The organism is Paenibacillus sp. JT22N15 (assembly GCF_059383755.1).
In genome coordinates, this window is record NZ_JBXENV010000008.1 from 267074 (window position 1) to 291322 (window position 24249).

24 protein-coding genes are annotated in these 24249 nt (G+C 49.6%); 19 read left to right on the forward strand and 5 right to left on the reverse strand.

The annotated features are described in order from the left end of the window. Positions 1-482: 482 nt before the first annotated feature. Positions 483-833, reverse strand: coding sequence for a DUF6713 family protein (locus AC50X8_RS17785; RefSeq protein ID WP_494880782.1), 351 nt, complete (start codon positions 831-833; stop codon positions 483-485). A 308-nt stretch (positions 834-1141) separates the two neighbouring features. Between AC50X8_RS17785 and AC50X8_RS17790 the strand changes: the two genes are divergently transcribed. The 13 genes from AC50X8_RS17790 to AC50X8_RS17850 all read left to right on the forward strand — a co-directional run bounded on the left by AC50X8_RS17790 (position 1142) and on the right by AC50X8_RS17850 (position 14584). Next, entirely contained in the window at positions 1142-2551 is a 1410-nt protein-coding gene (locus AC50X8_RS17790; RefSeq protein WP_494861800.1) for a sensor histidine kinase, read from the forward strand. A 96-nt stretch (positions 2552-2647) separates the two neighbouring features. Then, positions 2648-3340 carry a response regulator transcription factor gene (locus AC50X8_RS17795; RefSeq protein ID WP_056041688.1) on the forward strand — a complete coding sequence of 231 codons (693 nt, stop codon included), beginning with the start codon at positions 2648-2650 and terminating at the stop codon, positions 3338-3340. An 85-nt stretch (positions 3341-3425) separates the two neighbouring features. Then, positions 3426-5051 (forward strand): DUF2339 domain-containing protein, encoded by a 1626-nt coding sequence (locus AC50X8_RS17800; protein ID WP_494861798.1) that lies wholly within the window; start codon positions 3426-3428, stop codon positions 5049-5051. 197 nt (positions 5052-5248) lie between these two features. Then, positions 5249-5848, forward strand: coding sequence for a nitroreductase family protein (locus AC50X8_RS17805; protein ID WP_046230385.1), 600 nt, complete (start codon positions 5249-5251; stop codon positions 5846-5848). Between the two features lie 235 nt (positions 5849-6083). Continuing rightward, positions 6084-6758, forward strand: a complete 675-nt coding sequence (locus AC50X8_RS17810; protein ID WP_056041684.1) for a lytic transglycosylase domain-containing protein — start codon at positions 6084-6086, stop codon at positions 6756-6758. A 163-nt stretch (positions 6759-6921) separates the two neighbouring features. Beyond that, on the forward strand, positions 6922-8076 hold the full coding sequence (locus tag AC50X8_RS17815; protein WP_494880698.1) for a cysteine desulfurase family protein: 1155 nt from the start codon (positions 6922-6924) through the stop codon (positions 8074-8076). A 1-nt stretch (position 8077) separates the two neighbouring features. Further along, entirely contained in the window at positions 8078-9307 is a 1230-nt protein-coding gene (thiI, locus tag AC50X8_RS17820) for a tRNA uracil 4-sulfurtransferase ThiI (RefSeq protein WP_056041680.1), read from the forward strand. Positions 9308-9485: 178 nt separating this feature from the next. Continuing rightward, positions 9486-10163 carry a TerC family protein gene (locus tag AC50X8_RS17825; RefSeq protein WP_056041678.1) on the forward strand — a complete coding sequence of 226 codons (678 nt, stop codon included), beginning with the start codon at positions 9486-9488 and terminating at the stop codon, positions 10161-10163. Positions 10164-10365: 202 nt separating this feature from the next. Beyond that, positions 10366-10848, forward strand: a complete 483-nt coding sequence (locus AC50X8_RS17830; RefSeq protein ID WP_046230390.1) for a hypothetical protein — start codon at positions 10366-10368, stop codon at positions 10846-10848. Between the two features lie 58 nt (positions 10849-10906). Next, entirely contained in the window at positions 10907-12748 is a 1842-nt protein-coding gene (gene typA, locus AC50X8_RS17835; protein ID WP_056041676.1) for a translational GTPase TypA, read from the forward strand. 32 nt (positions 12749-12780) lie between these two features. After that, entirely contained in the window at positions 12781-13104 is a 324-nt protein-coding gene (locus AC50X8_RS17840; protein WP_056041674.1) for a YlaH-like family protein, read from the forward strand. Between the two features lie 130 nt (positions 13105-13234). Further along, positions 13235-14293, forward strand: coding sequence for an LCP family protein (locus AC50X8_RS17845; protein WP_494880700.1), 1059 nt, complete (start codon positions 13235-13237; stop codon positions 14291-14293). Positions 14294-14374: 81 nt separating this feature from the next. Next, a complete protein-coding gene (locus AC50X8_RS17850) occupies positions 14375-14584 on the forward strand; it encodes a hypothetical protein (RefSeq protein ID WP_494880702.1) in 210 nt (69 codons plus the stop codon). Positions 14585-14587: 3 nt separating this feature from the next. On the opposite strand, the gene AC50X8_RS17855 is transcribed toward AC50X8_RS17850, so the two are convergent. Beyond that, positions 14588-15217, reverse strand: a complete 630-nt coding sequence (locus AC50X8_RS17855) for a YhcN/YlaJ family sporulation lipoprotein (protein WP_494880704.1) — start codon at positions 15215-15217, stop codon at positions 14588-14590. A 115-nt stretch (positions 15218-15332) separates the two neighbouring features. On the opposite strand from AC50X8_RS17855, the gene AC50X8_RS17860 reads away from it, so the two are divergent. Continuing rightward, positions 15333-16664 carry a PhoH family protein gene (locus AC50X8_RS17860; protein WP_056041668.1) on the forward strand — a complete coding sequence of 444 codons (1332 nt, stop codon included), beginning with the start codon at positions 15333-15335 and terminating at the stop codon, positions 16662-16664. 48 nt (positions 16665-16712) lie between these two features. Here the strand turns inward: AC50X8_RS17860 and AC50X8_RS17865 are convergent, their stop codons facing one another. Beyond that, positions 16713-17120 carry a hypothetical protein gene (locus AC50X8_RS17865; protein WP_056041666.1) on the reverse strand — a complete coding sequence of 136 codons (408 nt, stop codon included), beginning with the start codon at positions 17118-17120 and terminating at the stop codon, positions 16713-16715. Between AC50X8_RS17865 and AC50X8_RS17870 the strand changes: the two genes are divergently transcribed. Continuing rightward, positions 17095-18369: an extracellular solute-binding protein gene (locus AC50X8_RS17870; RefSeq protein WP_494880706.1), complete on the forward strand. Its 1275-nt coding sequence runs from the start codon at positions 17095-17097 to the stop codon at positions 18367-18369. The genes AC50X8_RS17865 and AC50X8_RS17870 overlap by 26 nt on opposite strands. Here the strand turns inward: AC50X8_RS17870 and AC50X8_RS17875 are convergent. Both AC50X8_RS17875 and AC50X8_RS17880 read right to left on the reverse strand, forming a co-directional pair. Beyond that, positions 18364-19461 (reverse strand): hypothetical protein, encoded by a 1098-nt coding sequence (locus AC50X8_RS17875; protein ID WP_494880708.1) that lies wholly within the window; start codon positions 19459-19461, stop codon positions 18364-18366. The two genes, AC50X8_RS17870 and AC50X8_RS17875, sit on opposite strands and share 6 nt — an antisense overlap. A 288-nt stretch (positions 19462-19749) precedes the next feature. Continuing rightward, positions 19750-19986: a DUF2626 domain-containing protein gene (locus tag AC50X8_RS17880; protein WP_056041661.1), complete on the reverse strand. Its 237-nt coding sequence runs from the start codon at positions 19984-19986 to the stop codon at positions 19750-19752. A 277-nt stretch (positions 19987-20263) separates the two neighbouring features. On the opposite strand from AC50X8_RS17880, the gene AC50X8_RS17885 reads away from it, so the two are divergent. The 4 genes from AC50X8_RS17885 to bshC all read left to right on the forward strand — a co-directional run bounded on the left by AC50X8_RS17885 (position 20264) and on the right by bshC (position 24247). Next, positions 20264-20917: an RsfA family transcriptional regulator gene (locus AC50X8_RS17885; protein ID WP_056041660.1), complete on the forward strand. Its 654-nt coding sequence runs from the start codon at positions 20264-20266 to the stop codon at positions 20915-20917. A gap of 99 nt (positions 20918-21016) precedes the next feature. Beyond that, on the forward strand, positions 21017-22024 hold the full coding sequence (locus AC50X8_RS17890; RefSeq protein ID WP_056041657.1) for a ketopantoate reductase family protein: 1008 nt from the start codon (positions 21017-21019) through the stop codon (positions 22022-22024). A 13-nt stretch (positions 22025-22037) separates the two neighbouring features. Then, positions 22038-22433 (forward strand): DUF3397 domain-containing protein, encoded by a 396-nt coding sequence (locus AC50X8_RS17895; RefSeq protein WP_056041655.1) that lies wholly within the window; start codon positions 22038-22040, stop codon positions 22431-22433. A gap of 173 nt (positions 22434-22606) precedes the next feature. Then, positions 22607-24247 carry a bacillithiol biosynthesis cysteine-adding enzyme BshC gene (gene bshC, locus AC50X8_RS17900; protein WP_494880710.1) on the forward strand — a complete coding sequence of 547 codons (1641 nt, stop codon included), beginning with the start codon at positions 22607-22609 and terminating at the stop codon, positions 24245-24247. Positions 24248-24249 lie beyond the last annotated feature (2 nt).

Here is a 24249-nt window from a genome sequence, read left to right on the forward strand (position 1 = left end):
ATGCTGTGCCAATTGCCATTTTGACGCGATTATGAGGGCAATAGCGGATCTCCTGTCCGCTTACGGGCTGAAATCGTATAAAAGGCTACAATAGCGGAACCTCAGTCCTTAGGAAATGGAAACAGTTACCATTTGCGCCGTCTGAGACATAATCGTCTCCTTCTGTCCCAGCCTAACAAAATTAGAATAGGTATGCCTCGATTAACAGCTTAATGCCATGAGGAACAGAGCGATTGGGGCCTGATCACAAATCCTTAGTCCATATTCCTGTTATAGTAGTGATTAACGAACATCAATTGAACAAAAAAACAGACCGCCAAAAGTAATAGGGGGTCAGGTCTTTCTTAAACGATTCGCAGGGTCTCCCCTAAGCGGAATATAATAACTTCAACCCTCGCTGAACACCTTCATATCTTGCATATTCTGCATATCGTACATATCCAAGATTTCCGGATCCGGACATAGCCGGACGTATTCGACACTCACTTCATAACCATCAACAACAAATGAATCGCCGCGATCATCCCCATTGGATAAATCAAGGCTCGCGAGAACGTATTTTTGAAGCCATTGCGGGGATGCTTTTCAAAAAAGAGATGTAGAATGGCATGGATGATAAAAAATATATCCAGCACCCAAAACGTAACCGTCTGATAATCGCTGAAAAGCAGAGCGAGTATAATCGTGTATATCGGAAGATGAATAAAGGTGAACACCTTATAGGCTTTCGAATCCTCCATATCCTTAAGAAAGATAAACAATCTCCATTCAGAATGGCGTATCGCATCCATTTCGTGCAACAGAAATAAAGATAAATTGAACAAAAATAGCACAAGCAAAAAATCCGGCATAGGCAGCTCCCTATCTTTTTATAACAGCATGGTACTTTATGTATTACAGCTTTATATTAGAAAAAAATAAATAAGCCGCCTTCCATATACGTATAAATGAGGACAACGTTGCAAAATAACCATTTTGAGGTATGTACAATCATTAGCTGAACTCCTAATCTCATGAATAGGCGGGAAGTCCTATGCCATTCGCCGCACATATTCTCTCAGAGGGTTGACGCTTTCCGCGCTCCGCTATATGGTTAGAGCAGAGCATAAAAGAGAGTATATAGAGAGAAGAGGGCTGCGGCGTGCTATTTGTCCTAATTGCCTTATGGGGAATTGCTTCTATTTTGATGCTGTCCGACCCACGCTCGGTTGTGAGCAGGCGGCTCAGCGGGGTACCTTTTACGGGCGGAGCCGGGGCGATGTCGGTCGTGCTGGATGAGCGGATTATTCCTTATGTGAGCCAACATTATATGAACGAAACGGCAGATCAGCTGCTGTATATGCTGCAAGCATTTTGCTCGCTGCTGTCCTACTACGGTTTGCCATACACCTTCCTATTGTTTGCGCTGGCTTATCGCCCTATCGACCGATTGCAGCCTTATGAGCGAGTGTTGCCGCTGCTGCTGTTTATTCCGATTGCGGCCTGCCTGCTGTTTACACCGGGCTACACGGAAACGTATCCGATTACATTTACAGTTGTTGTCTGGTGGGCTGTGCCTTATATAGCCGTCGGAGCGGTGAATGTATTACTGAAAAATCCGGGTTATTTGGCTCAAGCGAGACGCCACTGGATCGTATGCACGTCGGTGCTGACTCCGGTACTGTTTAGCGCAACGATGAATTATGTGCTGCCAAGCCTTGGTTTCCTGCGGATGTGGGTGTACAATACCTGGTTTGTGGGCATTGGGGCGCTGGTATTTGTTATAGGTCTGTTTACCTACGGATTTCTGGGGGTACGTGTTTTTATCGACCGTCGCCGTCTGGATTCGACGCTGCGAGCAGTTACATCAGGTACGGCTATACTCAATCATGCGATCAAAAATGACGTCGGCAAAATGCGGCTCTTCGGCGAGAAGATGCGCGCATACGCGGCATCCACGAACCAGGAGGAGCTGCTTGCCGATGCAGAGACCGTGCTGCGGACGACGCGGCACATCCAGGAAATGATTGGCCGTGTCCATCACGGCACCGAGGATTTGGCGCTAAAGCCTACGCGGGAAGACCTTGGCGAGCTGCTGCTCATGACGCTTGAGCCGTATAAGCTGATCGCTGAAGGCGTTCGTTTCTCAAGCAGCCTGCCGGAGGGCTGGAGCTGTATGATTGACCGTGCGCAAGTTACCGAGGCACTTGGCAACTTGATCTCGAACGCCATTGAAGCAATGGACGGCAAAGGCACGCTGAGCTTTATAATGAAAGAGACGAAACGGGATATAATGATCGAGGTGCGCGATACGGGGCCGGGTATGGATCGTACGCAGACAGCCAAAGCGTTCGAGCCCTTTTATACGACCAAACGCGGGGGCAGTACAAACTTCGGGCTTGGCCTGCCGTATGCGTATCATGTGATGCGCAAGCATGGCGGCTCTTTGCATATTCAGAGCAAGCTGGGAGCAGGCACGCTCGTATCGATGATATTCAAGAAAAAGGCGATTCAGGCGCAGTATACTGCGGGAGCAAGCCCGAATTACGAGCACAAAGCGGCAGAGAGATAAAGAGAAATAAAAAGAAATAGATACAGAAATAGAAAGAGACAGAGAAATAGACAGAGATATAAATAGAGATAAGGCTGAGAGAAGGGGAACATGCCGATGGATAACATACAAGTGTGGATCGTGGAGGACGACAAGGATTGGCTGCGCGGGCTGAAGGCTTTTTTGGCAGCCCAGCCGAACATTGAAGTCGTATTCACCTCGGATAATCCGCAGGAAGTGCGGGAAGCGCTTGCTGGAGGGCGCCAGGCGCCAGATGTCGTACTCATGGATATTATGCTCGGTGACGAGCCGGCGGGCATTGAGCTGGCGGAGGCAACGGCGATGTCGACGGGAGCGAGGGTCATTATGCTGACGTCGATGGAGGAGAAAGAGCTGATTTTGCAAGCTTTTCAGGTGGGAGCGATCGATTACCAGATCAAATCCGACTTTGAAGCGCTGCCTGCGGCGATTGCGGCGGCGGCGAAGCGCCAGTCCCCGATCAGCGCGGCGGCGGCGGAGCAGATGCGCGAGGAATTCCGCAGGCTGAAGCAGCTGGAGCGGGATTTTGAAGTGAAGAAGGTGCGCGATCTGATTACGCCTGCGGAGCTGCAATTGCTGGAGCTGGTCGATCAGGGCTATTCGCAGTCGCAGATGGCGGATAAGCTGTTCGTCTCCATTCGAACGGTTAAAAACCATATTAACCATATACTCAAGAAGCTGCAGCTGGGCGGCTCGAAAGAGGCTGCGCAGCAGGTGAAAGCACTTGGTCTATTAGAAAAAGAAAATAAGGATGGAAATGGTACCACGTAAAGTTGGTACTATTTTTTTTGCCCTATTTTTCTAAAATAGAACTAAGACCAAGTCATAAAAATGCAGCTAAACGGAGGTACAACCAATGAATGTATGGATTCGCAAACAATGGACTTTGCTGCTCGGCGTGTTATTCGTCCTATCAGCGTTCATCACTTTGTTCAAATATACGGTGGAGCAGGGCTGGGTAACGAATGCGATGAAAATCGGGCTGGGACTGCTGAGCGGTGCAGGTTTTGCCGCAGCAGGGTTTTCGCTGATTAAGCGGGAAAAATGGCCGCTCGTCGGCGAGCTGTTAATCGGATTAGGCGCCTGCCTGCTGTATACGACGGCCGCTTTTGCCGGTGTCTATTATGAAATGTGGGACTCCATGACGGTGCTGCTGGGCATGACGGCTGTTACTGCGGCGCTTACGGTTTATGCTTACCGCTTTGAATCGCGTCTGCTCATAAACATTGCTCTGACGGGCGGCCTGCTGTCGCCGCTGCTGATGCGTCCGGAAACGGATCAAGTATTTACTTTATTTTTGTATATGCTCGTGCTCAATTCCGCTTTTTTCTGGCTCAGCACGGTGAAGAGCTGGAATGAGCTCAGACTGACATCGTTTATCGGAAGCTGGATCATGTATATCGTCTACTTTTTTACCTTCGATCCCGTGGTGGAAGGGGTATGGAATTTGCCGCTGCGCTACGCGCTTGCTGCATTCCTGTTTTATCAGATCGGCTTTCTGCTTGCTTCGCGGACCAATAAACAAAGCTTTGACGGGATGAACATGTATGCGGGGCTGTCCAATGGCGTTATTTTTGGCTTCTGGTCGCTGCTGCTCATTCATGGTGAAGTGCATTATGCTTATCCGCTGGCGTTTATCGGCTTTGTGCTGCTGCTTGCCAGCTGGTTTATCCACTATCATGTGAAGCGCATGGAGCCGGCTTCGGCTACGTATGGTTCTGCTGGTGTGCTGCTGATGCTGCTTGCGCTTAATCAGGTCGGCAGCGGTCTAGCGGTCAAACCGATCTTCAATGTATTTCTATGGTCGGCGGTGGCCGCGCTGCTTGTCTGGGTGGGCAAAAGGTTCCGCTGGCAAGCTTTGAATCTGGCATCGCTCATTATATGGTTTACAACGGTATGCTATTGGTACGTCATCACATGGTTTACACCGCGCGGCGAATGGTTCGGCGTCTTCATTCCGTTTCTGAACTCTGGCGCGATGGCATGGCTTGCGCTTGCGGCATTGGGCTTCTATTATTCGACGAGGCAGAAATTTGCGTCACTTGGCGATTCGGGCAATCGCGTGATGGGGAATATGTATGCGTTGTGCTCGCATCTAATCATCGGCGGATTGTTGACCGTCCAAATGATTCGGTTGTTTCAGGAGCATCTTTACGATCTTCCAAGCTTCTATGTGCAGCTCAGTCTGTCGGCTTCATGGGGCGTATATGCGCTGCTGCTCGTATTGTGGGGCGTTAATCGCGGGCAATCGGTGTTCCGCTGGTTCGGATTTTCGGTTCTAGGACTGACGGCGATTAAAGCAATTTTCTTCGACCTGAACGGCCAGGAAAGCTTGTACAAGGTGCTAGTGCTGCTATTGCTCGGAGGAATCTCCTTCCTCATCGCTTGGATCAATGGCAAATGGAATAAAGTGAGAGAGCTTGGCGAGCAGTCTTGGGAGCAGCATGGTGCAGAAACGGATATGAAGAAAGATAAGGTGTAAATTTCGGCTAATGAAAGAGGAACAATTGGGGAATGAATAAAGCGGTGCGAAAGGCATATTTTGATAAAAAGCCAGCGGAAAAGCTTGACAAAATGAGGGGTAATATATTATTGTTACTTACGTAAAGTAATTAATATTACTTTGGTGTGCATCTAATCAAGCATTGAACTAAACCATTTAACTGGAGGTATTTGATTATGTCACAAAGCTTTTTGGAATCTGTGCAAGCCAGACGTACTTACTACGGAATTAGCAAAGAATCCGTTGTTTCTGATGAGAAAATCGTAGAATTGGTTAACGAAGCCGTTAAGCATTCACCTTCATCCTTTAACTCTCAAAGTGCTAGAGCAGTTGTCCTGCTTGGCGAAAATCATGATAAATTGTGGAGCATTGTGCTGGAAGCACTTCGCGCAATCGTTCCTGCTGATCAATTCGCTTCGACAGAAGGCAGAATTGCTTCTTTTAATAATGGCTACGGCACGATTTTGTTCTTCGAGGATCACAATGTGGTTGCAGGCTTGCAGCAGCAATTCCCTTCGTATGCCGACAACTTCCCGCTTTGGTCGCACCAATCCTCGGGCATGCTGCAATTTGTAGTATGGAATCTGCTGGAAGAGGTAGGCTTCGGCGCTTCCCTGCAGCATTACAACCCGCTTATCGACGAAAAAGTAAAAGCGACATTTGGCCTGCCAGAATCATGGGGCCTGATTGCGCAAATGCCTTTCGGCAAGCCGACAGCAGAGCCAGGCGAAAAAACATTCCAGCCGCTTGAAGATCGCGTTAAAGTATTCAAATAAGCTTTAATATAGTACGGATAAGCTTTAAATCGTTTAAATAGAACCGAACAACCTCCGAAACTTGCTTCGGAGGTTGTTTTTGCATGTTGCTTTTTACTCCTCGAACCGAATAAACTTGTGTATTTTACGATTTGCTGGCGAATAGGGGTAAAAACATGTACAATAAAAACCGATACATCATTATAGAGCTTTTTTAGACCAGCAGAGCCAAGCGATTTGGTTCAAGGAGGAAATTATGAGTATCGATCCGCGCATTATGAAGCAAATGATCAAGACGCAGCTTGCTCCTAATCTTGACTTTAAGACAGTAGCGAACCCGCTAGGCACGAATAAGGACAAAAGTGTGACTTCGTTGTTCGACATGCTGCTGTCCCAATATATGCATGAAGCTTCGAACGGCTCAAGTGAAGGCACGGATGTATCTGCTCAAGCGTCCGAAGCGCTGGCGCAGCTTGCCAGCTTGAATAACGCTTATCAGGCTGAGGGCGAGACGTTTGCAGCTGGCTCCACCGACTATGATGCGATGATTGCCCAGGCTGCAGCCCAATATGGCGTAGATCCCGCCTTGATTCGCGGCGTCATTCGCACAGAGTCCGGTTTCCAGCCAGATGTCGTATCCGGCGCAGGAGCCAAAGGGCTCATGCAGCTGATGGACGGCACGGCACGCGGCCTTGGCGTGACAGATTCGTTAAATCCGCAGCAAAATATCGATGGCGGCACCCGTTATTTATCCTTTCTGCTTCGCAAGTACAATGGCAATGAGCAAGTAGCTCTAGCCGCGTACAATGCCGGTCCGGGCCGTATCGACCGCCTCGGTATTACGACAGACAGCGAGCTGATGGCGAATTTGGACAAGCTTCCTGAGGAAACGCAGCGCTATATTGTGAAAGTACAGGCAGCGCGTTATTAAGGAGCTGCGAGGAAATAAGAACCGCTTTTGTCAATAAATTAGCGGTACTTTATTTCGTCGCAGTCTCTAGGCTGTAAAAGCACTTCTTTTAGATCACGAATGGCAGCTAGCTTGCCGTCGCTGATCTTTTTATTTTTTCTAGTAGGAAAGGAACGTTTGGCTCATGTTATATTTCGATCATTGCGCATCTTCGCCGCCTTACGAGGAGGTTATTGATACGCTGGCTGAGGTGATGAAGGCGCATTATGCGAATCCATCATCGATTCACCATGCCGGTGCAGATGCAGATAAGCTCATTTCCCGCTCGCGTTCGCTGCTTGGCGAGCTGTTCGCCGTGAAGGCTGAGGAATGGCTGTTCACTTCTGGCGGCACGGAGAGCAACAATCTCGCGATTAAAGGAGCGGCAAAGCAGTACCAGAGCCGGGGAAAGCATCTAATTACGACCCAAATGGAGCATGCCTCCGTCTACGATACATTTAAGCAGCTCGAGCAGGAAGGCTACGAGGTTACTTATTTGCCCGTTGACGAGAAGGGGCAGGTAGTGCTGGAAGCGCTGCGATTGGCTTTGCGGGACGACACCATTCTCGTCAGCATTATGCATGTGAATAATGAAGTTGGCAGCGTGCAGCCGCTCGCAGATATTGGCAAGCTGCTGCAAGGGTACCCGCGCACGCTGCTGCATGTGGACGCCGTACAAAGCATCGGCAAGCTGCCGATTGATGTGCAAGGCTGGGGTATTGATCTGCTCAGCGGCTCTGCACATAAGCTGCGCGGTCCCAAAGGGATCGGCTATTTGTACGTCCGCGAGGGCGTAACCCTAACGCCGCTGCTTTCAGGCGGCTCGCAGGAGCAGGGCATGCGCGCCGGGACGCAAAATGTGCCCGGCATCGTGGCATCGGCCAAGGCGCTGCGCATGGCGATGCAGTCGGCGCAGGAGCGGCGCGAGCGGATGTACCGTCTGCGCCAGCAATTGACGGAGTTCGTTGAGGCTGCGCCGGAGCTGGTATTGAATGGCGGGGCGCCGGAGAGCATGGCGCCGCATATTGTCCATTTTTCCTATCCGGGCATGAAGCCGGAGGTTGTCGTTCATATGCTGGAGCAGCATGGCATTATCGCTTCTACGAAGTCGGCTTGCTCCTCGCGCGACAATAAGCCGAGCCGGGTGCTGCTTGCAATGGGACTGGGGCAGGAACGGGCAGCCAGCGGCGTGAGAATTAGTCTGGGCGACGAGCATACAGAGCAGCATATTTTGCAGCTGTGCGAAATGCTGCGCCTTACAATAAGCAAGCTTAAGCCGCTTGAAAGGAGCGCAAGGTAAAGTGATGTATGATAAAATAATCATTCGCTACGGCGATCTGGCAATGAAGGGACGCAACCGCGGAATGTTTGAGAAGCGGATGCTCCAGCAGCTTCAGTTGCGATTGAAGGATTTTGCCGCGCTGACGTATTCAAAAATGTTCGGGCGGCTTTATATTAATTTAAACGGGGAAAATTACTCGCTTATCGCTGAGAAGGTCAAGGACGTTTTCGGTATTTCGACCTTTAGTCCAGTCGTAAGCGTTCAACCGGAGCTGGAGGAAATTCGGGCAGCAGCGCTTGCGCTGATGAAGGCTATCCCACAGGAGCCCGCTACCTTTAAAGTGAGTGCAAAGCGCGCATGGAAGAAGTTCCCGCATACGTCGCAGGAGATGAATCATTTGGTTGGGGCCCACGTACTGCGTGCGATGGACAACTTAAAGGTTGATGTGCGGAGGCCCGAGGTGGAGCTGAAGGTCGATATTCAGGAGGAAGCGGCTTATATTTTCAACGAGGTCGTTGATGGCCCAGGCGGCTTCCCGTTCGGTACGAACGGCAAGGCGATGCTGCTATTATCTGGCGGCATTGACAGTCCAGTAGCGGGATGGATGGCGATGCGCAAAGGGCTGGAGCTGGAAGCGGTCCATTTCCACAGCTACCCGTTTACGAGCGAGAAGGCGAAGGAGAAAGTGATCGAGCTTGCGAGAAGGTTATCCTATTACAGCGGCGCTCCGCTGAGGCTGCATCTGGTGCCTTTTACGGAAGTTCAGACGACGCTTGCCCAGTCGGGACAGGACCCGCTTATTATTACGCTAATGCGCCGGGCGATGCTTCGCATTACGGAGAGCCTTGCCGAGAAGAACGGAGCTCATGGAATCGTGACGGGCGAAAGCTTGGGCCAGGTAGCGAGCCAAACGCTCGTCAGCATGGATGTCATTGGGCGTGCGACTGTGCTGCCGCTGCTGAAGCCGCTTGTTATGATGGATAAACAGGAAATTATTAATGAGGCGGAGCGTTTGGGCACGTTTGCGACGTCGATTTTGCCATATGAGGATTGCTGTACGCTATTTTTGCCGAAATCCCCAAGCATTAAGCCGAATTTGCGGTTTGTAGAAAAGGTGGAAGGCTACCTGAATCAGCAAAAAAATCTGGAGCAGCTGCTGGATGAGGCTGTGCAGCAAACAGAAGTGCTGCTGCTGACGCCGGAAGATCCTGAGCCGGAAGCAAGTGCCGGTGAAGACCGCTGGTTCTAAAAATCAACGATTAACGGCTTGCTGTAAGCCGCTTTAAGACATAGGCCGACTTGCCATGTGAAATGGTGGGCGGCCTTTTTTTTCGTAAGAGAGAAGAAAGGGCAGTACCCCGCATTAGGCTTTCCGGCATATTCGCTCCAGCTTGGACATACAGGTGGTAGTATAGGGGGCGAGTACTATGGACAGCTTTTTCATATTTATACAAATCATTCTGATTAATCTTCTGCTAAGCGGCGATAATGCTATTGTAATCGCAATGGCGAGCAAGCATCTGCCGGAGCATCAGCGCAAGCGGGCGATCTGGTGGGGGACAACGGCTGCTGTTGTCCTGCGCTGCGTGCTGACGCTGGCGGCGATTTCCTTGCTTCAGACGCCGTTCTTGCAGGCCATTGGCGCCGTGCTGCTGTTTTATATTGCAGTCAAATTGCTGGCCGATGCGGGGGAGTCCGGCGGAGGAGGCGTGGCCTCTCATAAGGTGAAGCGGGCAACATCGCTGCCTGCTGCGATATGGACGATTGTGACGGCTGATTTTGTAATGAGCCTGGATAATGTGCTGGCGATCGCGGCTGTGGCGAAAGGGCAGACGCTGCTGCTGCTGCTCGGCATTGCACTGAGCATTCCAATGATTATTTGGGGCAGCCAATTGCTGACGAAGCTGCTGCAGAAATTTCCTTCACTTATATATATTGGAGCGGGCTTGCTCGGCTTTGCGGCGGGCGGCATGCTTGTCCATGACCCGGGCATGCATCGCCTGCTGTTCAGCAGTTCAGCAACGGCAATTGAAGCGATTCCGCTGCTCAGCATCCCGTTCGTCATTATTATCGGCATCCTGATGCGCCGATCGGCGCTGGCCTAAGCTTTCATCCCTGTCGATATGCAGCAAGGAAGCGTGCTAGAATCAGGCATCGTGCGGCTATAAGAAGCGGTTTGCTAATTTTTTTTTCATGTTGCCCTTGTTGCACTGGTATTTTTACTTCACTTCCTTTAAACTAGTAAAGATAAAAACTGTCGTCTTTCGTCAGGATATGCGTAAGGCGTTGTAAGGAGCGGAAGCGCGGATGCCTAACAACAAATATTCCGCTGGAATTATTGTGCTGCTGGCTGGTATCGTAATATTGCTTGGCAAACTGGGTGTGTTCAGCTTTTTGGGATCCAATTTTTGGCCGCTTCTCGTTCTTATTCCGGGAATTCTGCTGCATGTGCTGTATTTCGGCAGGTTGTTTCCGGCAGTTGTGCTTATTCCAGGAGGCATGCTGATCGTTTATTCGATTTTGTTCATGCTTTGTATCATGTTCGGATGGGATACGCTCAAATATGTTTGGCCGCTGTTTATAACGGGTGTAGCGGTTGGGCTGTACGAGTACCACTTGTTCGGCGCATCCCGCGAACGCGTTTTTTTTAACGCCTCCGCCATTCTCGCTGTTACATCGGCTGTACTGCTGATTTTGGCGCTCGTTTGGAGCTGGGGGATATATGCGATTGCTATTATCCTGATTGCGGCCGGAGCATGGATGATGATGGGGAAACGATCCCGCTGGTAGACGGCAAGCAATCGGTTAGGATTATACAAAATTAGACAAATGGAGTGGATTATTAGTTATGCAAGCAAGAGAGAACATTCGGAACATCGCGATTATCGCGCACGTTGACCACGGCAAAACAACGTTGGTTGACAAACTGCTTCAGCAATCAGGAACTTTCCGTGAGAACGAAGCGGTTCAGGAGCGTGCGATGGATTCCAACGATCTAGAGCGTGAGCGCGGCATTACCATTTTGGCGAAAAATACTGCGATTACGTACAAAGATTATTTGATCAACATCGTTGATACACCAGGACATGCTGACTTTGGCGGCGAAGTTGAACGTATTATGAAAATGGTTGACGGCGTATTGCTCGTCGTTGATGCTTTCGAAGGGTGCATGCCGCAAACGAAATTCGTATTGCGCAAAGCATTGGAATCGAACCTGAAGCCTATCGTAGTATTGAACAAAATTGACCGTCCTAATGCTCGTCCATCAGAAGTTGTGGATGAGGTGCTTGACCTGTTCATCGAGCTAGGTGCAAGTGATGAGCAACTGGAGTTTAATGTCGTTTATGCTTCCGCATTGATGGGCACTTCGAGTCTTGACCCTGACAAACAAGATGAGAACATGGAAGCGATGTATGAAACGATCATCAACCATATTCCTTCGCCAACAGAGAATGTAGAGGAGCCGCTGCAATATTTGGTGACGCTGCTTGACTATAATGAATACTTGGGTCGTATTGCGGTTGGCCGTGTAAACCGTGGTATCGTTCGTCAAGGTCAGACCGTTGCCGTTATGACGCGTGATGGCGGCAAGAAGCAGGCTAGAATCGAGAAGCTGTTCGGCTTCCAAGGTCTGAAACGGATTGAAATCGAAGAAGCAGGCGCTGGTGATATCGTAGCCATTGCAGGTATTAAAGATATTAACATCGGTGAAACGATTGCTGATCCAGCGAATCCGGAAGCTTTGCCGGTTCTGAAAATTGACGAGCCGACGCTGCAAATGACGTTTCTTGTCAACAACAGTCCTTTTGCTGGTCGCGAAGGCAAATGGGTTACTTCCCGTAAACTGCGTGAGCGTCTGTTCAAAGAGCTTGAGACGGATGTTGCTTTGCGCGTAGATGAAACAGATAGCCCGGATGCTTTTATCGTATCGGGACGCGGCGAGCTTCACTTGACGATTCTGATTGAGAACATGCGTCGTGAAGGCTTTGAGCTGCAAGTATCGAAACCGGAAGTAATCGTTAAGGAAATTGACGGCGTGAAGCAAGAGCCTTACGAGGGTCTGATCATTGACGTGCCGGAAGAAAGCATGGGCGCTGTTATGGAGAGCCTTGGCTCCCGTAAAGCTGAAATGGTCAACATGGTGAACAACGGCACAGGCCAAGTTCGCTTGGAGTTCATTATCCCAGCTCGCGGCTTGATCGGCTACCGTACCTCTTTCCTTACGCTTACACGCGGCTACGGCATTATGAACCATGCATTTGACAGCTACGGTCCGCTTGCTGGTTCTGGCGTTGGTGGACGTCACCAAGGCGTTCTTGTCGCTACTGAGAACGGCGTAACGACTTTCTACGGCATGATGGGCGTAGAGGATCGTGGTATTCAGTTCCTGGAGCCAGGTACAGAAATTTACGAAGGCATGATCGTTGGCGAGCACACGCGTGACAATGATATCGTCGTTAACATTTGTAAAGAAAAGCAATTGACGAATATTCGTTCCGCTGGTAAAGACGATACCGTTAAACTCAAAACGCCTCGTCTGTTCTCCCTGGAGAGCGCGCTTGAGTATTTGAACGATGACGAATATTGCGAAATTACGCCGAAGTCGATTCGTCTTCGCAAAAAAATCTTGAACAAAAGCGAGCGCGAGCGTGCAGAAAAACAACGCAAAACATCACAAGCTGGCGTTTAAGGCGCTAGCCGCCTGATTGGAGGTTTAACGGCATGCAGCAATGGTTTAGTGATCATTGGGTCGTTTCTTATTTGCTTATATTAGGATTCACGATCTATATTTTCAATACCGTGTTTCGGGCGAATAATGCGAAGCTGCCAATTCTAAAGGAAGTACTGGTTTACATTTTGATCGTATTCGGTTCTTTCGTACTTTGGATTTTACAGGTGGATTCGCTGCCGATTATTCAATGTATGGGAATTGCTGTATTAATGATGCTTATGCTTCGCGGTCGCCAGCTGTATGACAAGCTGCAAAGTAAACGGGCAGGCAAGCACGCTGTAAAGGAATCAGACTCCGGAAGTAACGGCATATGAGACGTTAGCGTGTTCTTAAGATCGGATCTGCCTTCTGCAGCAGCGATATCCGCGAGAATTCGTGGGTATCGCTGCTTCTTTGCGTAAATGAGGACAGAAACGAAATCCAAAGGATTTGAAGGTGGTTGCTATGAGCGAAGGCTCTAAAGGATTACCCCCTAGAACGGCTGCAAGCAGGCCGGGCGGGGCCAAGAAAACAGCTCCGAAGCCAAAGAAGAAAAAGAAAAAAGGCAGCGTTTGGATTAAAATTATGTTTGCTGTGCTTTCCGTTCTTATTTTAATTATGTTATATGTCGGTTATCTTGCTTACGTGGCTACCAATGCGGTTGATACGATTGGAACGGCGAACAATATTGTCGTGCCGGAAGAAGAGTCTGTTAAGAAAAAGCCTACAGGCATGGTGCTGCTCGGTATTGACTCACGTGAAAAAGGCGGCGGTTTAAATACCGACGTGATGCTGGTCGCTATTTTTAATCCAAATTCAAAATCAGCGTCCGTCATCTCGATTCCACGGGATTCAGTGCTGCCAGTAGATGGTTATCGCGAGCGGAAGGCGAATGCGAATTACAGCACTTTTTTCAACAATGCCCGTTCTGAGAAAAATATGGACAAAGAAGCGGCAGAGAAGGAAGCAAAAAAGGAAATTCGCGAAATGCTGTCCAAATATTTTGGCGTTGATTTGAAGTATACCGGTATTATTAACTTTAAAGGCTTCACCGATGTTGTTGATGCGCTTGATGGCGTTGAGGTGAATGTGGAGATGGACATGCGTTACCGGGATACAGCCGATGGCACTAACATTAATTTAAGCAAGGGCCAGCAGGTGCTTGATGGGAAAAATGCCCTCGATTATGTGCGCTATCGCAAATCGAATCAGGGAACAGCCGAATCGAGCGACTTCGACCGCAATCGTCGGGAAATGGAAGTCATTGGAGCGATTTTTGATAAAATGAAATCGTTTGAGGGCGTTACGAAATACGATAAGGTCATCGGCGCAGTCGGCAGTAATTTGACGCTCGATATGCCTCCGTCTGAAATTAAAAATATGCTCAGTACATATTTGGGTATGGGCAGCTCCGATATTACGTTCCAAGCGTTAAACGGAACGTGGAAGAGCCCATATGTATATGTCGATTCCACATCGCTTGAGGAGGCGCGCGCGGTACTTCAGGCAAAAATGGCTGAATAACCATAGACGCTGGATTCAATAATGGCTATAATAGGAGCTAAGGATACCGAATGCTATTCCTGTTAGAAGGAGGTCATGCTGATGACCGTATTCTTAGCCGCCAATTTCGAGCAACTCATCGAAGCTGATTGCATGCCTCGTTTTAAACGTGGTTTTGCTGGTGTGGCTATGACGGCAGAAGCTTGTCCAATCGTCATTTCGGTTATCTGTACTTCTCGTGAACAAGTATGTACGCCTATAAGAAAGCCTGACGATCATAGGGTCGTCAGGCTTTCTGTGCGTTTGCGCTAGCGGTTAATGCTTGTCCACATGCGTTGCGTGCTTTTGGATTTGCTTCTCATGGAGCTGATGCTCCTGCTCCTGCATGCGAGACTGGGTGTGCGATTGCGTCTGCGTCTGTGGCTGCTCCGGCTGATGAGGCGTCACATTGCGTGGGATTTGCGGCACGATGCGGCTGATAATATCGGCCATTTCTTCAGCGAAGCCCTTAATCGGCTTTCCGCGCCGAATATCGGCTCCCATTTCCTTCAGCCGCTGTGAGACGTCCATATCGGCTGTTACGACAGCATCCATACCATAAGGATCTTTATGGAAAGCTTCGGCAACGGAATATTTAATCGTACCAATTCGAGCACGATCCAGCTTACTGTCGACATCGATGCCGACAACGGCTGTTTTACCAAGCACGACGCAATGCGCGTTGCTTACGCCGCGAACGCCTTTTGCAAGCTTTTCAAGATGATCAGCGACTTCCTTATTCGTTTTCAATGGTTTAACGGAATCTTCCGCAAGCTGCTGCGCCCTTACAGCGCCATTCGCATGATTTTCCTGTGGAGAGGGTGATGCCATTTCGTTTCGCTTGACGGTGCTGCAACCAGCCGCAATAACAGCGATTGCGATCAAAACCAATAACCGTTTATACACGTGAGCCACCTCGTCTTTCTTGTTGCAGATCGTTATTCAGAACCTAGTGTACCCGCAGTATAGTATGGCTATGTATAGGCCTTTCAATTGAATGTCCACGCCGGGAGGGTTTTTCATGAAAAAAATATTCGTGCTCGATACAAATGTGCTGCTTCATGATCCGCAAGCGATCTTCGCCTTTGGCGATAATGAAGTAATCATTCCCGCGGTGGTATTGGAAGAGATTGACTCCAAGAAAAGATTGGCAGACGAGCTTGGCCGCAACGCCCGCTCTATCTCACGTACGCTCGATAAAATGCGTGAGCAAGGACGGCTTCACGAAGGTATTCCGCTGCCTGGCGGCGGCGTTCTCAAGGTAGAATTAAATCACCGCAGCTTCGTGCGGGTTCAGGAAATGTTTGGCGAGATGTCTAATGACAACCGAATATTGGCGGTTGCTCTGAACTATCACTTAGAGCAATTGGATCGTCAGGAAATAAGCTCTGTCGTGCTGGTGAGCAAGGACGTGCTTGTCCGCATTAAAGCGGATGTGCTCGGCCTGATGGCAGAAGATTACATGTCTGACCGCATTGTAGCCCCTTCTGACGTATACGCCGGATATGTGACGTTGTTCGTTCATCCTTCGATTATCGACGAGTTTTATTCGTACCGGTTTTTGACGGTGAAAAATTTGCAGCTTGGCAGCAGGCTGAATCCGAATGAATTTGTCATTTTGCGAGATGAAATGGGCACCTCCAAGTCCGCGCTGCTCAAAGTGTCGCAGGATGGGATTAAGCTGGAGCCGCTGTTCCTCAGCAATGATCCGGTGTGGGGCATTACGGCCCGCAACGCGCAGCAGCGCATGGCGCTGGAGTTGCTGCTTAACGATGAAATTCCGCTTGTCACCTTAACGGGTAAAGCTGGCACAGGCAAAACACTGCTTGCTCTGGCTTCGGGCCTGCTCAAGGTAGAAGATGAGCATAAATACAAAAAACTGTTAATTGCCCGTCCGGTCGTTCCAATGGGCAAAGATATCGGGTATTTGCCAGGGGAGAAGGAGGAGAAGCTGCGGCCTTGGATGCAGCCGATCTACGACAATCTGGAATATTTATTCGATACGAAAAAATCCGGGGATATTGAGAAAATATTGATGGGTCTTGGCAGCATTCAAGTAGAAGCGCTGACCTACATTCGTGGGCGCTCCATTCCGGGCCAATTCATTATCATTGATGAGGCTCAGAACTTGACCAAGCATGAGGTGAAGACAATTGTATCGCGTGTAGGCGAAGGCAGCAAAATCGTCCTTATGGGCGACCCAGAGCAAATTGACCATCCGTATTTGGATGCGACCAGCAATGGCTTAACGCATATTGTAGAGCATTTCAAAAACGAAGGCATTAGCGGCCATATGACGCTGGAGAAGGGCGAACGCTCCAAGCTGGCTCAGTTGGCAGCGGATTTGCTTTAAGCGCTGGCTCTTGTTCTTAGCTATCAGCTTTCTAAGCTGAGGTATGCTCTAATTTCTTTCATTGAGCCGCTGCAAATAAGGCGAAAATGAAATCATTGGTTTATATAAGTGGACTGCGACGAAATGAGCGCAGTCCTTTTCTCTGCGCTTTCCCATTTGGTGAAAATGGCAAAGCGGAATGAAAGGTTTGAGCTGTAGAAGCGGAGCGTTCGCATTTGCCGATGGATTTCTATGCTTTAGCGTAAATTCCATGGAATCCATCGGCAATAGCGATCGAAAGCCAAACCTTTCATGCAGCGCAGCTCCTTTTTCACCAATACTCCGCTCTCTACTAATTTGGACAATACTTGCATTAATTGCTATGATATAAAATGTGCCCAGATGAAAGTAGAGGGGAAGGGTTGCTGTGTCGATCAGGAAATATGCTACAATGACAGCGGTTTTGGCTTTATTCATTATTATTTTTCTTCTATTAAACTTTAGCGACAGGACCCTTAACCGGGCTGAAAATTTAAATAGAGATACGAATGCCGAGCCAGCGGGCGGAGAAGAGCAGGCAGATCAATCGCAGATACTAAATGTAACCGTTTCCATGGATGAGAATGAATTTTCTAAGCTTAAGGAAGCGACAAATAGCTATCAAATGAAGCATGCGAATACAATGGTCAAGCTGACGAATATAGTGGATGAAGGCGACGGCTATGCCCAGTGGAAAAAAGCGCTGGAGCTTGGAGCAGCACCGGATGTTATGCTCATGGACAGCGAATGGGTGCGCGAGTTTGCGGTGCGCGGCTTGCTCAATCCCGTCGATGTGCCCAGCACCTCTGATACAATGGCTGAGCGTCCTGCAAGGCTGCTTGACCCGCTGAGGTGGAACAGCTATTTGTGGGGCATCCCTGTTGATGCAGACCCTTACGTGACGGTATGGAACAAGGCTTTGCTCGCTGAAGCGGGCTTGTCGAAGCCACCAGCGGATTGGGATGCTTTTGGCAATCTGCTTCATAAGCTGGAAAGTGGCGGCCAAGAGTGGCAGGCGCTTTATGTAGAGCCTCATAATGTCGCATCCTTGCTTGTGTGGATGGATGAATGGACAGCAGAGGGAGAAGAAGCTGGAGCGGCATATTTGCATTTTGACAGCAAGGCTGTGCAGGAACAGCTAAAACGTCTGGAGTCGATATCGGGGCGAATTACAGCAACAGCTCTGGCAGACTATAGCTTGTCTACAGGCACACAAATGGTGGAGCAGCATATTGCCGCTGCCAGCATTCCATGGTCCGTTTACAGCAAGCTATCTGCGAAGGAGCAAAGCAAGCTGCTGCTGGATAAAGGCGCGATTCATGACGTATGGCTTGGAAGCAGGAGCTATGTCGTGGCCGGAACGAGTAAAGTGAAGGAAGAAGCTTTTACGTGGATTAAAGAAATGGTGGAAATTGCCGGGCAGCAGCAAAGCTATGCGACAACGGGGAAGCTGCCAGCCAAAAATTCCTTGTATACAGGGTCCGATAATATTCAGGAGAGCGGTACAGCGGGGGCCGGCAGTCCGCCGCAGTGGTGGCTTAAGGTGCTGAACGGCGAGCCTTCCGCTCAGCCGACTGATCCCGATTGGCACGAGCGCTGGATGCATGCGCAGCAGCTATGGCGGCAATATGCAGAAGGCGAAATCACAGTGAAAGCATTCGTACAAGCTATAGGGACATCCCTATAGCTTGACTTGTAACGTGACGATAAGCTCACCGTCTTTAATTTCCACTTCAGTTGCTTGCAGGAAGGAAATAATCAAGGAGGGATAGAAGCCAAGGTCAAACTGCTTCTCCAGCTCCTGCTTAGTCGTGTCAGGCAACGATAGACCATTGAATAGAAGCTCGTCTACATGAAAAATAATGCCATTGCGCGGCTCTTGTTCAACCGTATAATGGCCGATCACGCTTAACTCCAGCGCATCCCGCTTGCCATAGGCGGTCAAGGACCCATCTTCAAAGGAGAAGGAAAATTGCTTAAAGCGCTCATCTTGTTCCCGCAGAAAGGCATTCAGGGCATCCTCGGGAATGCGAATCGTATACGTTAGGCCACTCGTTTCCAAATATTGCTTATTGTTTTGCAGCCACTCCGGCAGCTTCTGCATCGCTTTCGCTAAGGCGCTAAAGTGCTGCTTGACTTCATAAAGGCCAACCGACTCCCAGTACTTGGTCAATTCCTCCATCATAAGCCGCAGCTTGTCGGCATCCGAACGCCCGGCAAGTCCGCCTTCTATTTGCTCCTGCAGCGTTAGCACTCGGGCACGCTGTTCTTTCAGCCGCTGCTCGATTGAGGCGAGCTCTTGCTGCTTCTTGCCAAGCTGCTCGATTCCTTTCGCGAGCTGGGCATATTCCTCCTTGTACAGCTTCATCACATCGCGGTCATGTGCGAAAATCAAATCGGCATATTCCATAACCATCAAAAAATCCGACAATGATCGTGACGATAACAGCGCAGTCAGCCATATATCCCGATCCCCCATATAATAAGCACGCAGTACTTTACCGGCTTGCTCGCGCTTGTGAGCGATTTGTTGCTCCTGTTCTTCCAGCGCTTGCTTGGCGCTTGCTGTCTCTATGGTCAAGTCGACCTGCTGCACTTGAACGCGCTTGATTTCATTATCAATTTCGACGACGGACAGGCTTTTTTCCAGCAGCAGCCGAGTTTCCTCGCTATTAGAGGTCGCGGGCTCGGCAAATGCAGGCATTACGCACCACAGGGACAGCATGCTGGCCATCAGCGCAAGCAGCGCGAACCGTGTAGGAAAGCTTTGAAATGCCACTCTCGGCCTCCTCTCTTCTTGGTCATTATATGCGGCGAATTATTCTATTATATCTTACATTTGGAAAAGCATGAACAGGACTATAGGGCAATTATCGCGGCATTTTACGCGTATGCGGGCCATTTTGCACATTAAAAAACGGCGGACCCATGAGGATCACGCCGTTTTTTCCGATATTCAAGCGGACACAAGGTGAAACGGCTGTCGCTGTCCTTTGACAGCGCGGCGCGTTTCATTCCGAGAAATATAAGCCTAATAATAAGTATGAAACTTATAATGCTTATATTTTTAAAAAGGATTGCCCATTTGGAACACGGTCCAATATGTAAAGCCTCCAAATGCGATAATCATGTAGCCCCAGAACATAACGATGTACGTTTTTTCTGTAAAGTTCAAATAGCCTAAAAATACGAAAGCTACTGCTTGGGCGAAAAACAATAATGCAAATTCTGTCATATGTCCAGCAAACGCCATAAGGCCAATGACAAGGGTCCAGAAACCCAAAACCCGATACATACGTGCCATATCTGTATATCCCCCTTTCGCTTTAGACACGATTTTCTACAGATTATTATAACGTTTGTACAAATAGGTGTAAACCTGCTATTTCAAAATATAAGCTAAGGACAACATTTTTTGCGAAGAAAGCCTGCTTTCTGCATAAGTTTGCACCAGAAACAGGCCGAATATGTATGAGCGCTTGAAAAAATGGTTATACAATTTAGTATCCAATAGATTCTATGAACTCTACCAAGGGCATAGATATAAGGTAAGCGTCTTTACGTTAGGAGGTTTTGGTTGCATGACAGCAGTCAGACAAGATGCGTGGAGTCCAGACGATGATTTAATTCTCGCCGAAGTGACCCTGCGCCATATTAGAGAAGGCAGTACCCAGCTTGGAGCTTTCGAAGAGGTGGGGGAGCGGATTGGCCGCACGTCCGCAGCATGTGGATTCCGCTGGAACAGCTGCGTCCGCAAGCGTTATGAAGAGGCAATCCAAATTGCCAAGCAACAGCGGCAGAAACGCAATTATTTGAAAAAACAAGCGATAGCGGCAACCCCGCAAGTATCTTCGCTGTCTGCTTATGAGGCGACAGACGAGAGAGGTTTCAAGGCGGAAGCGCAATCAACGGAGGAATTGCTTTCCATTGATTCGGTCATTCGCTTCCTGCGTCAAATCAAGACAACGTACCACGATGTAGGACGTCAGCTCAAGTCGTTCGAGAAAGAGCTGAGAGAGAAGGAAGAGGAGCTTGGCCGTTTGCGTAGCGAAAATGAAAGATTGTCTCGTGAGGTGAACAACGCTCAAAGCGATTACCACACCGTTAATGATGATTACAAAACGTTGATTCAAATTATGGACCGCGCCAGACGGCTTGCCGTGCTGACGAATGATGAGGAAGCGAAGCCGCGCTTCAAGATGGATGCCAATGGCAACCTGGAACGAATTGAATAGAATCGATAACAGCCCGCCGGATGATTCGGCGGGCTGTTGGCGTCTTTATAGGATAGGCGTATAATGGAAGAAAGCGTATGAAAGCAGGAGGTAGAGGGAATGCATATCGCCATAGTAGGCGGAGGAGCGCTGGGACTGCTTCATGCAGCGAAGCTGGCCTCTACGCAAGCCAAGGTTACCGTATGGACGCGCACAGAGCAGCAGTCCGTTCTACTGGCGGAAGAAGGCATTCGCTTGCTGGAGCTTGACGCAGCGGGCGCAGCTGGGGAAGCATCACGGCAGCCTGCAAAGATAGCAAGGGTGCATAGCAGAAGCTTAAGTGCGGCAGCAAAAGAAGCAGAGACTGGCTGCGCGGGGCAGCAGCAAGCGCCAGATTGGATTCTCGTCACCGTCAAGCAGGCGGATTTGACGAGGGAGCTGCTTCGCGCCATAAGGAAGCTCGCGGCCCCAGCTACTGCTATTCTTTTTTTGCAAAATGGCATCGGACATCTGGAGCTGGCGGCGCAGGAGCTTCCGGGGTTTCCTTTATTTATTGGAGTTACGACCGAAGGAGCGCTGCGCCAAGATGAAAGAACGGTCCGGCATACCGGTCGCGGGCAGCTATCGCTCGGCCCAGTGTCTTTAACTAGACAAGCAGCGGGCAAAAAGGATGAAAATCAACAATTAATGTTGCAAAATACCTTGCAATTGGCAGGATTTACGGTGTTGCTGTCGAAGACAATGAACAATCGAGTTTATGAGAAGCTCCTCATTAATGCAATCATTAATCCGCTTACAGCTATATTTGATGTGACGAACGGTGAGCTGCCACAGCATTCGGCAAGGCTGCGGCTCATGCGCGCTTTATATGAGGAAACAAATAAGATATTACGAGTGGCAGGCGGTGCGGAGCTTGAAGAGGGCGCTTGGGAGAGAGTGCTTGCTGTCTGCGCGGCTACTTCAGCCAATGTTTCATCGATGCTTAGCGATGTACGGGCGGGCCGTCCAACTGAAGTGCAATGGATTAATGGCGGCGTTTCCAGCCTTGCGAGACGTGTTGGCATGGAATCGCCGCTGAACGATGCCATGAGCGAAATGGTACGGCATTTGCAGGATGATCGGCGATAGGGAGGCGATACAGATGGGAATAATATGGGAGAGCATCAAGCATTTTTATGCCTATATGGCGGTTATTCCGGTAATACCTTTTCTCCTGATTTATTTAGGCTACGGCGCAATTATACAAGACCGCAAAAAAGCTTTTCGTCTGGCAATGGATGTGACGACTGCGCTGCTGATCGGATGCGTGGCTGTACTGCTTGATTCCTTGTTTAATAATTCTTTTGGTTTATATGGCATTTTATTGTTTATGCTGATTGGCGGCGGCTTGCTGGGCAACGCCCAGTTCCGCAAACGCGGCAGCGTCAATGTGAAAAGAATATTCCGCGCCGTATGGCGGCTTGGATTTTTCACGATGAGCATGCTTTATCTGCTGCTTATGTTTATTGCCATCGGGCAATCTATATTTTCGATATAATGGCGGATTGTAACAGACTGCAAACTGCTGCAAAGCAGGCCTTTTTGCAAAGGGTCTGTTTTTCTTTTTGACGCGCGCCCTACATCTTGTGTACAATCAATTTGTCTGTTAAGGCAGAATCATAAGCATTTAAGCTTAAATATATGGTTTCAATTAGGAGGTAGGGGTGGCTTATGTCTACCGAAACTTATTCATTACCAAGCACCCAGCCGCTCACGGATGCCTATGTGAACCTGACGGACTCAAGGGTTGAGTCCTTGTTTGGCTATCATCCGGGTCGCAAGGGCGATTGGGAGCTGCGTGCCAAGCGGCTTGCAGAATCGGCGGGCGCAAGGGCGGAAGCGGCGTCAGTCGCTGCTGTGCTGCGTGATTACAATAGCAAATGGAACGCTGCGCCCGAGGCGCTAGCTGCCATTGATGCGATTGCGGAAGGTGCGCCGGTTATCGTTGGCGGCCAGCAGGCTGGACTATGGTCTGGACCTCTTCTCGTTATACATAAAGCCGTATCGATTATCGGCGCAGCCCGCCATGCCGAGCAGCTGCTTGGGAGAAAGGTCGCTGCCGTATTTTGGATTGCTGGAGAGGATCATGACTGGGACGAAGCGAACCATGCCTATGTGCTGACCGCTGACCAAGGGCTGCGCAAGCTGGCGGCTGCCCGTCCAGAAGGGGCAAGAACATCAGTTAGCCGGACGACTATTGATGCTAATACGTGGGCTGAGCTGCTTGCTGAGCTAGAACAGGCGCTGCCTCATTCTGATTTTAAGCCGGAAATTCTTCAGCAGCTGGGGCAAATTACGGAGCAGGCGCAATCGTTATCGGAAATGTTTGCCGGTGTAATCAGCTGCTTGCTGAGCAAGCAAGGCCTAGTTATTATGGACGCCGATGATCCGCAGCTGCGCAAGCTAGAGGCGCCGATGTTCGAGAAGCTGATTACGCACAACGATGAGCTGGAGCAGGCGTATACAGCTGTGGCCAACCAGGTGAAGGAGCTTGGCTATCCGCTGCAGGTTGATGTAACACCTGGCAGTGCCAATCTGTTTGTTTTCCAAACAGATAAAGGGCAGGAGCGGACGCTGCTTTATAAGCAGGCAGGAAGCTTCCAAAGCCGCAAGGGCGATTATTCGCAAACGAAGGAACAATTGCTGGACATGGCGCGGCAGCAGCCGGAGCAGCTCAGCAACAATGTGCTGACACGCCCGCTGATGCAGGATTATTTGTTCCCGGTGCTTGGAACGGTGCTGGGCGGTGCGGAAATTGCTTATTGGGCGATTACTGGAGAAGCTTTCCGCAAGCTGGATATGGAAATGCCACTTGTATTGCCGCGTATATCCTATACGCTTGTTGAAGGTACAGTGGCCAAGCATATGAGCAAATATGAACTGACGCTGGAGGATGTGGCGGTGCGCTTCGAGGAGCGCAAGCAGCAGTGGCTGGCGGAGCAGGACCAGCTGTCCATTGACGAGAAGTTTGCCGCAGCGAAGCAGGCGTTTGAGGATTTGTATGCGCCGCTGCTTGACCTGGCTGCTTCGGTACAACCGGGCCTTGCCAAGCTTGGCGATACGAATCGTCAGAAAATTATCGAGCAAATTACGTTTCTTGAGACGCGCACAAAGGATGCCCATGAGAAGCAATACGAAGCGGCTATTCGCCAGTTGGACCGCATTGCGCTGTCCTTGTGGCCAAGCGGCAAACCGCAGGAGCGGGTGCTGAATATGATCGCTTATTGGAACCGTTATGGAACCTCGTGGCTCGACAAGCTGCTGGAAGCTCCTTTTTCCCCGCTGGGCGGTCATCAAATCATTTATTTATAAAC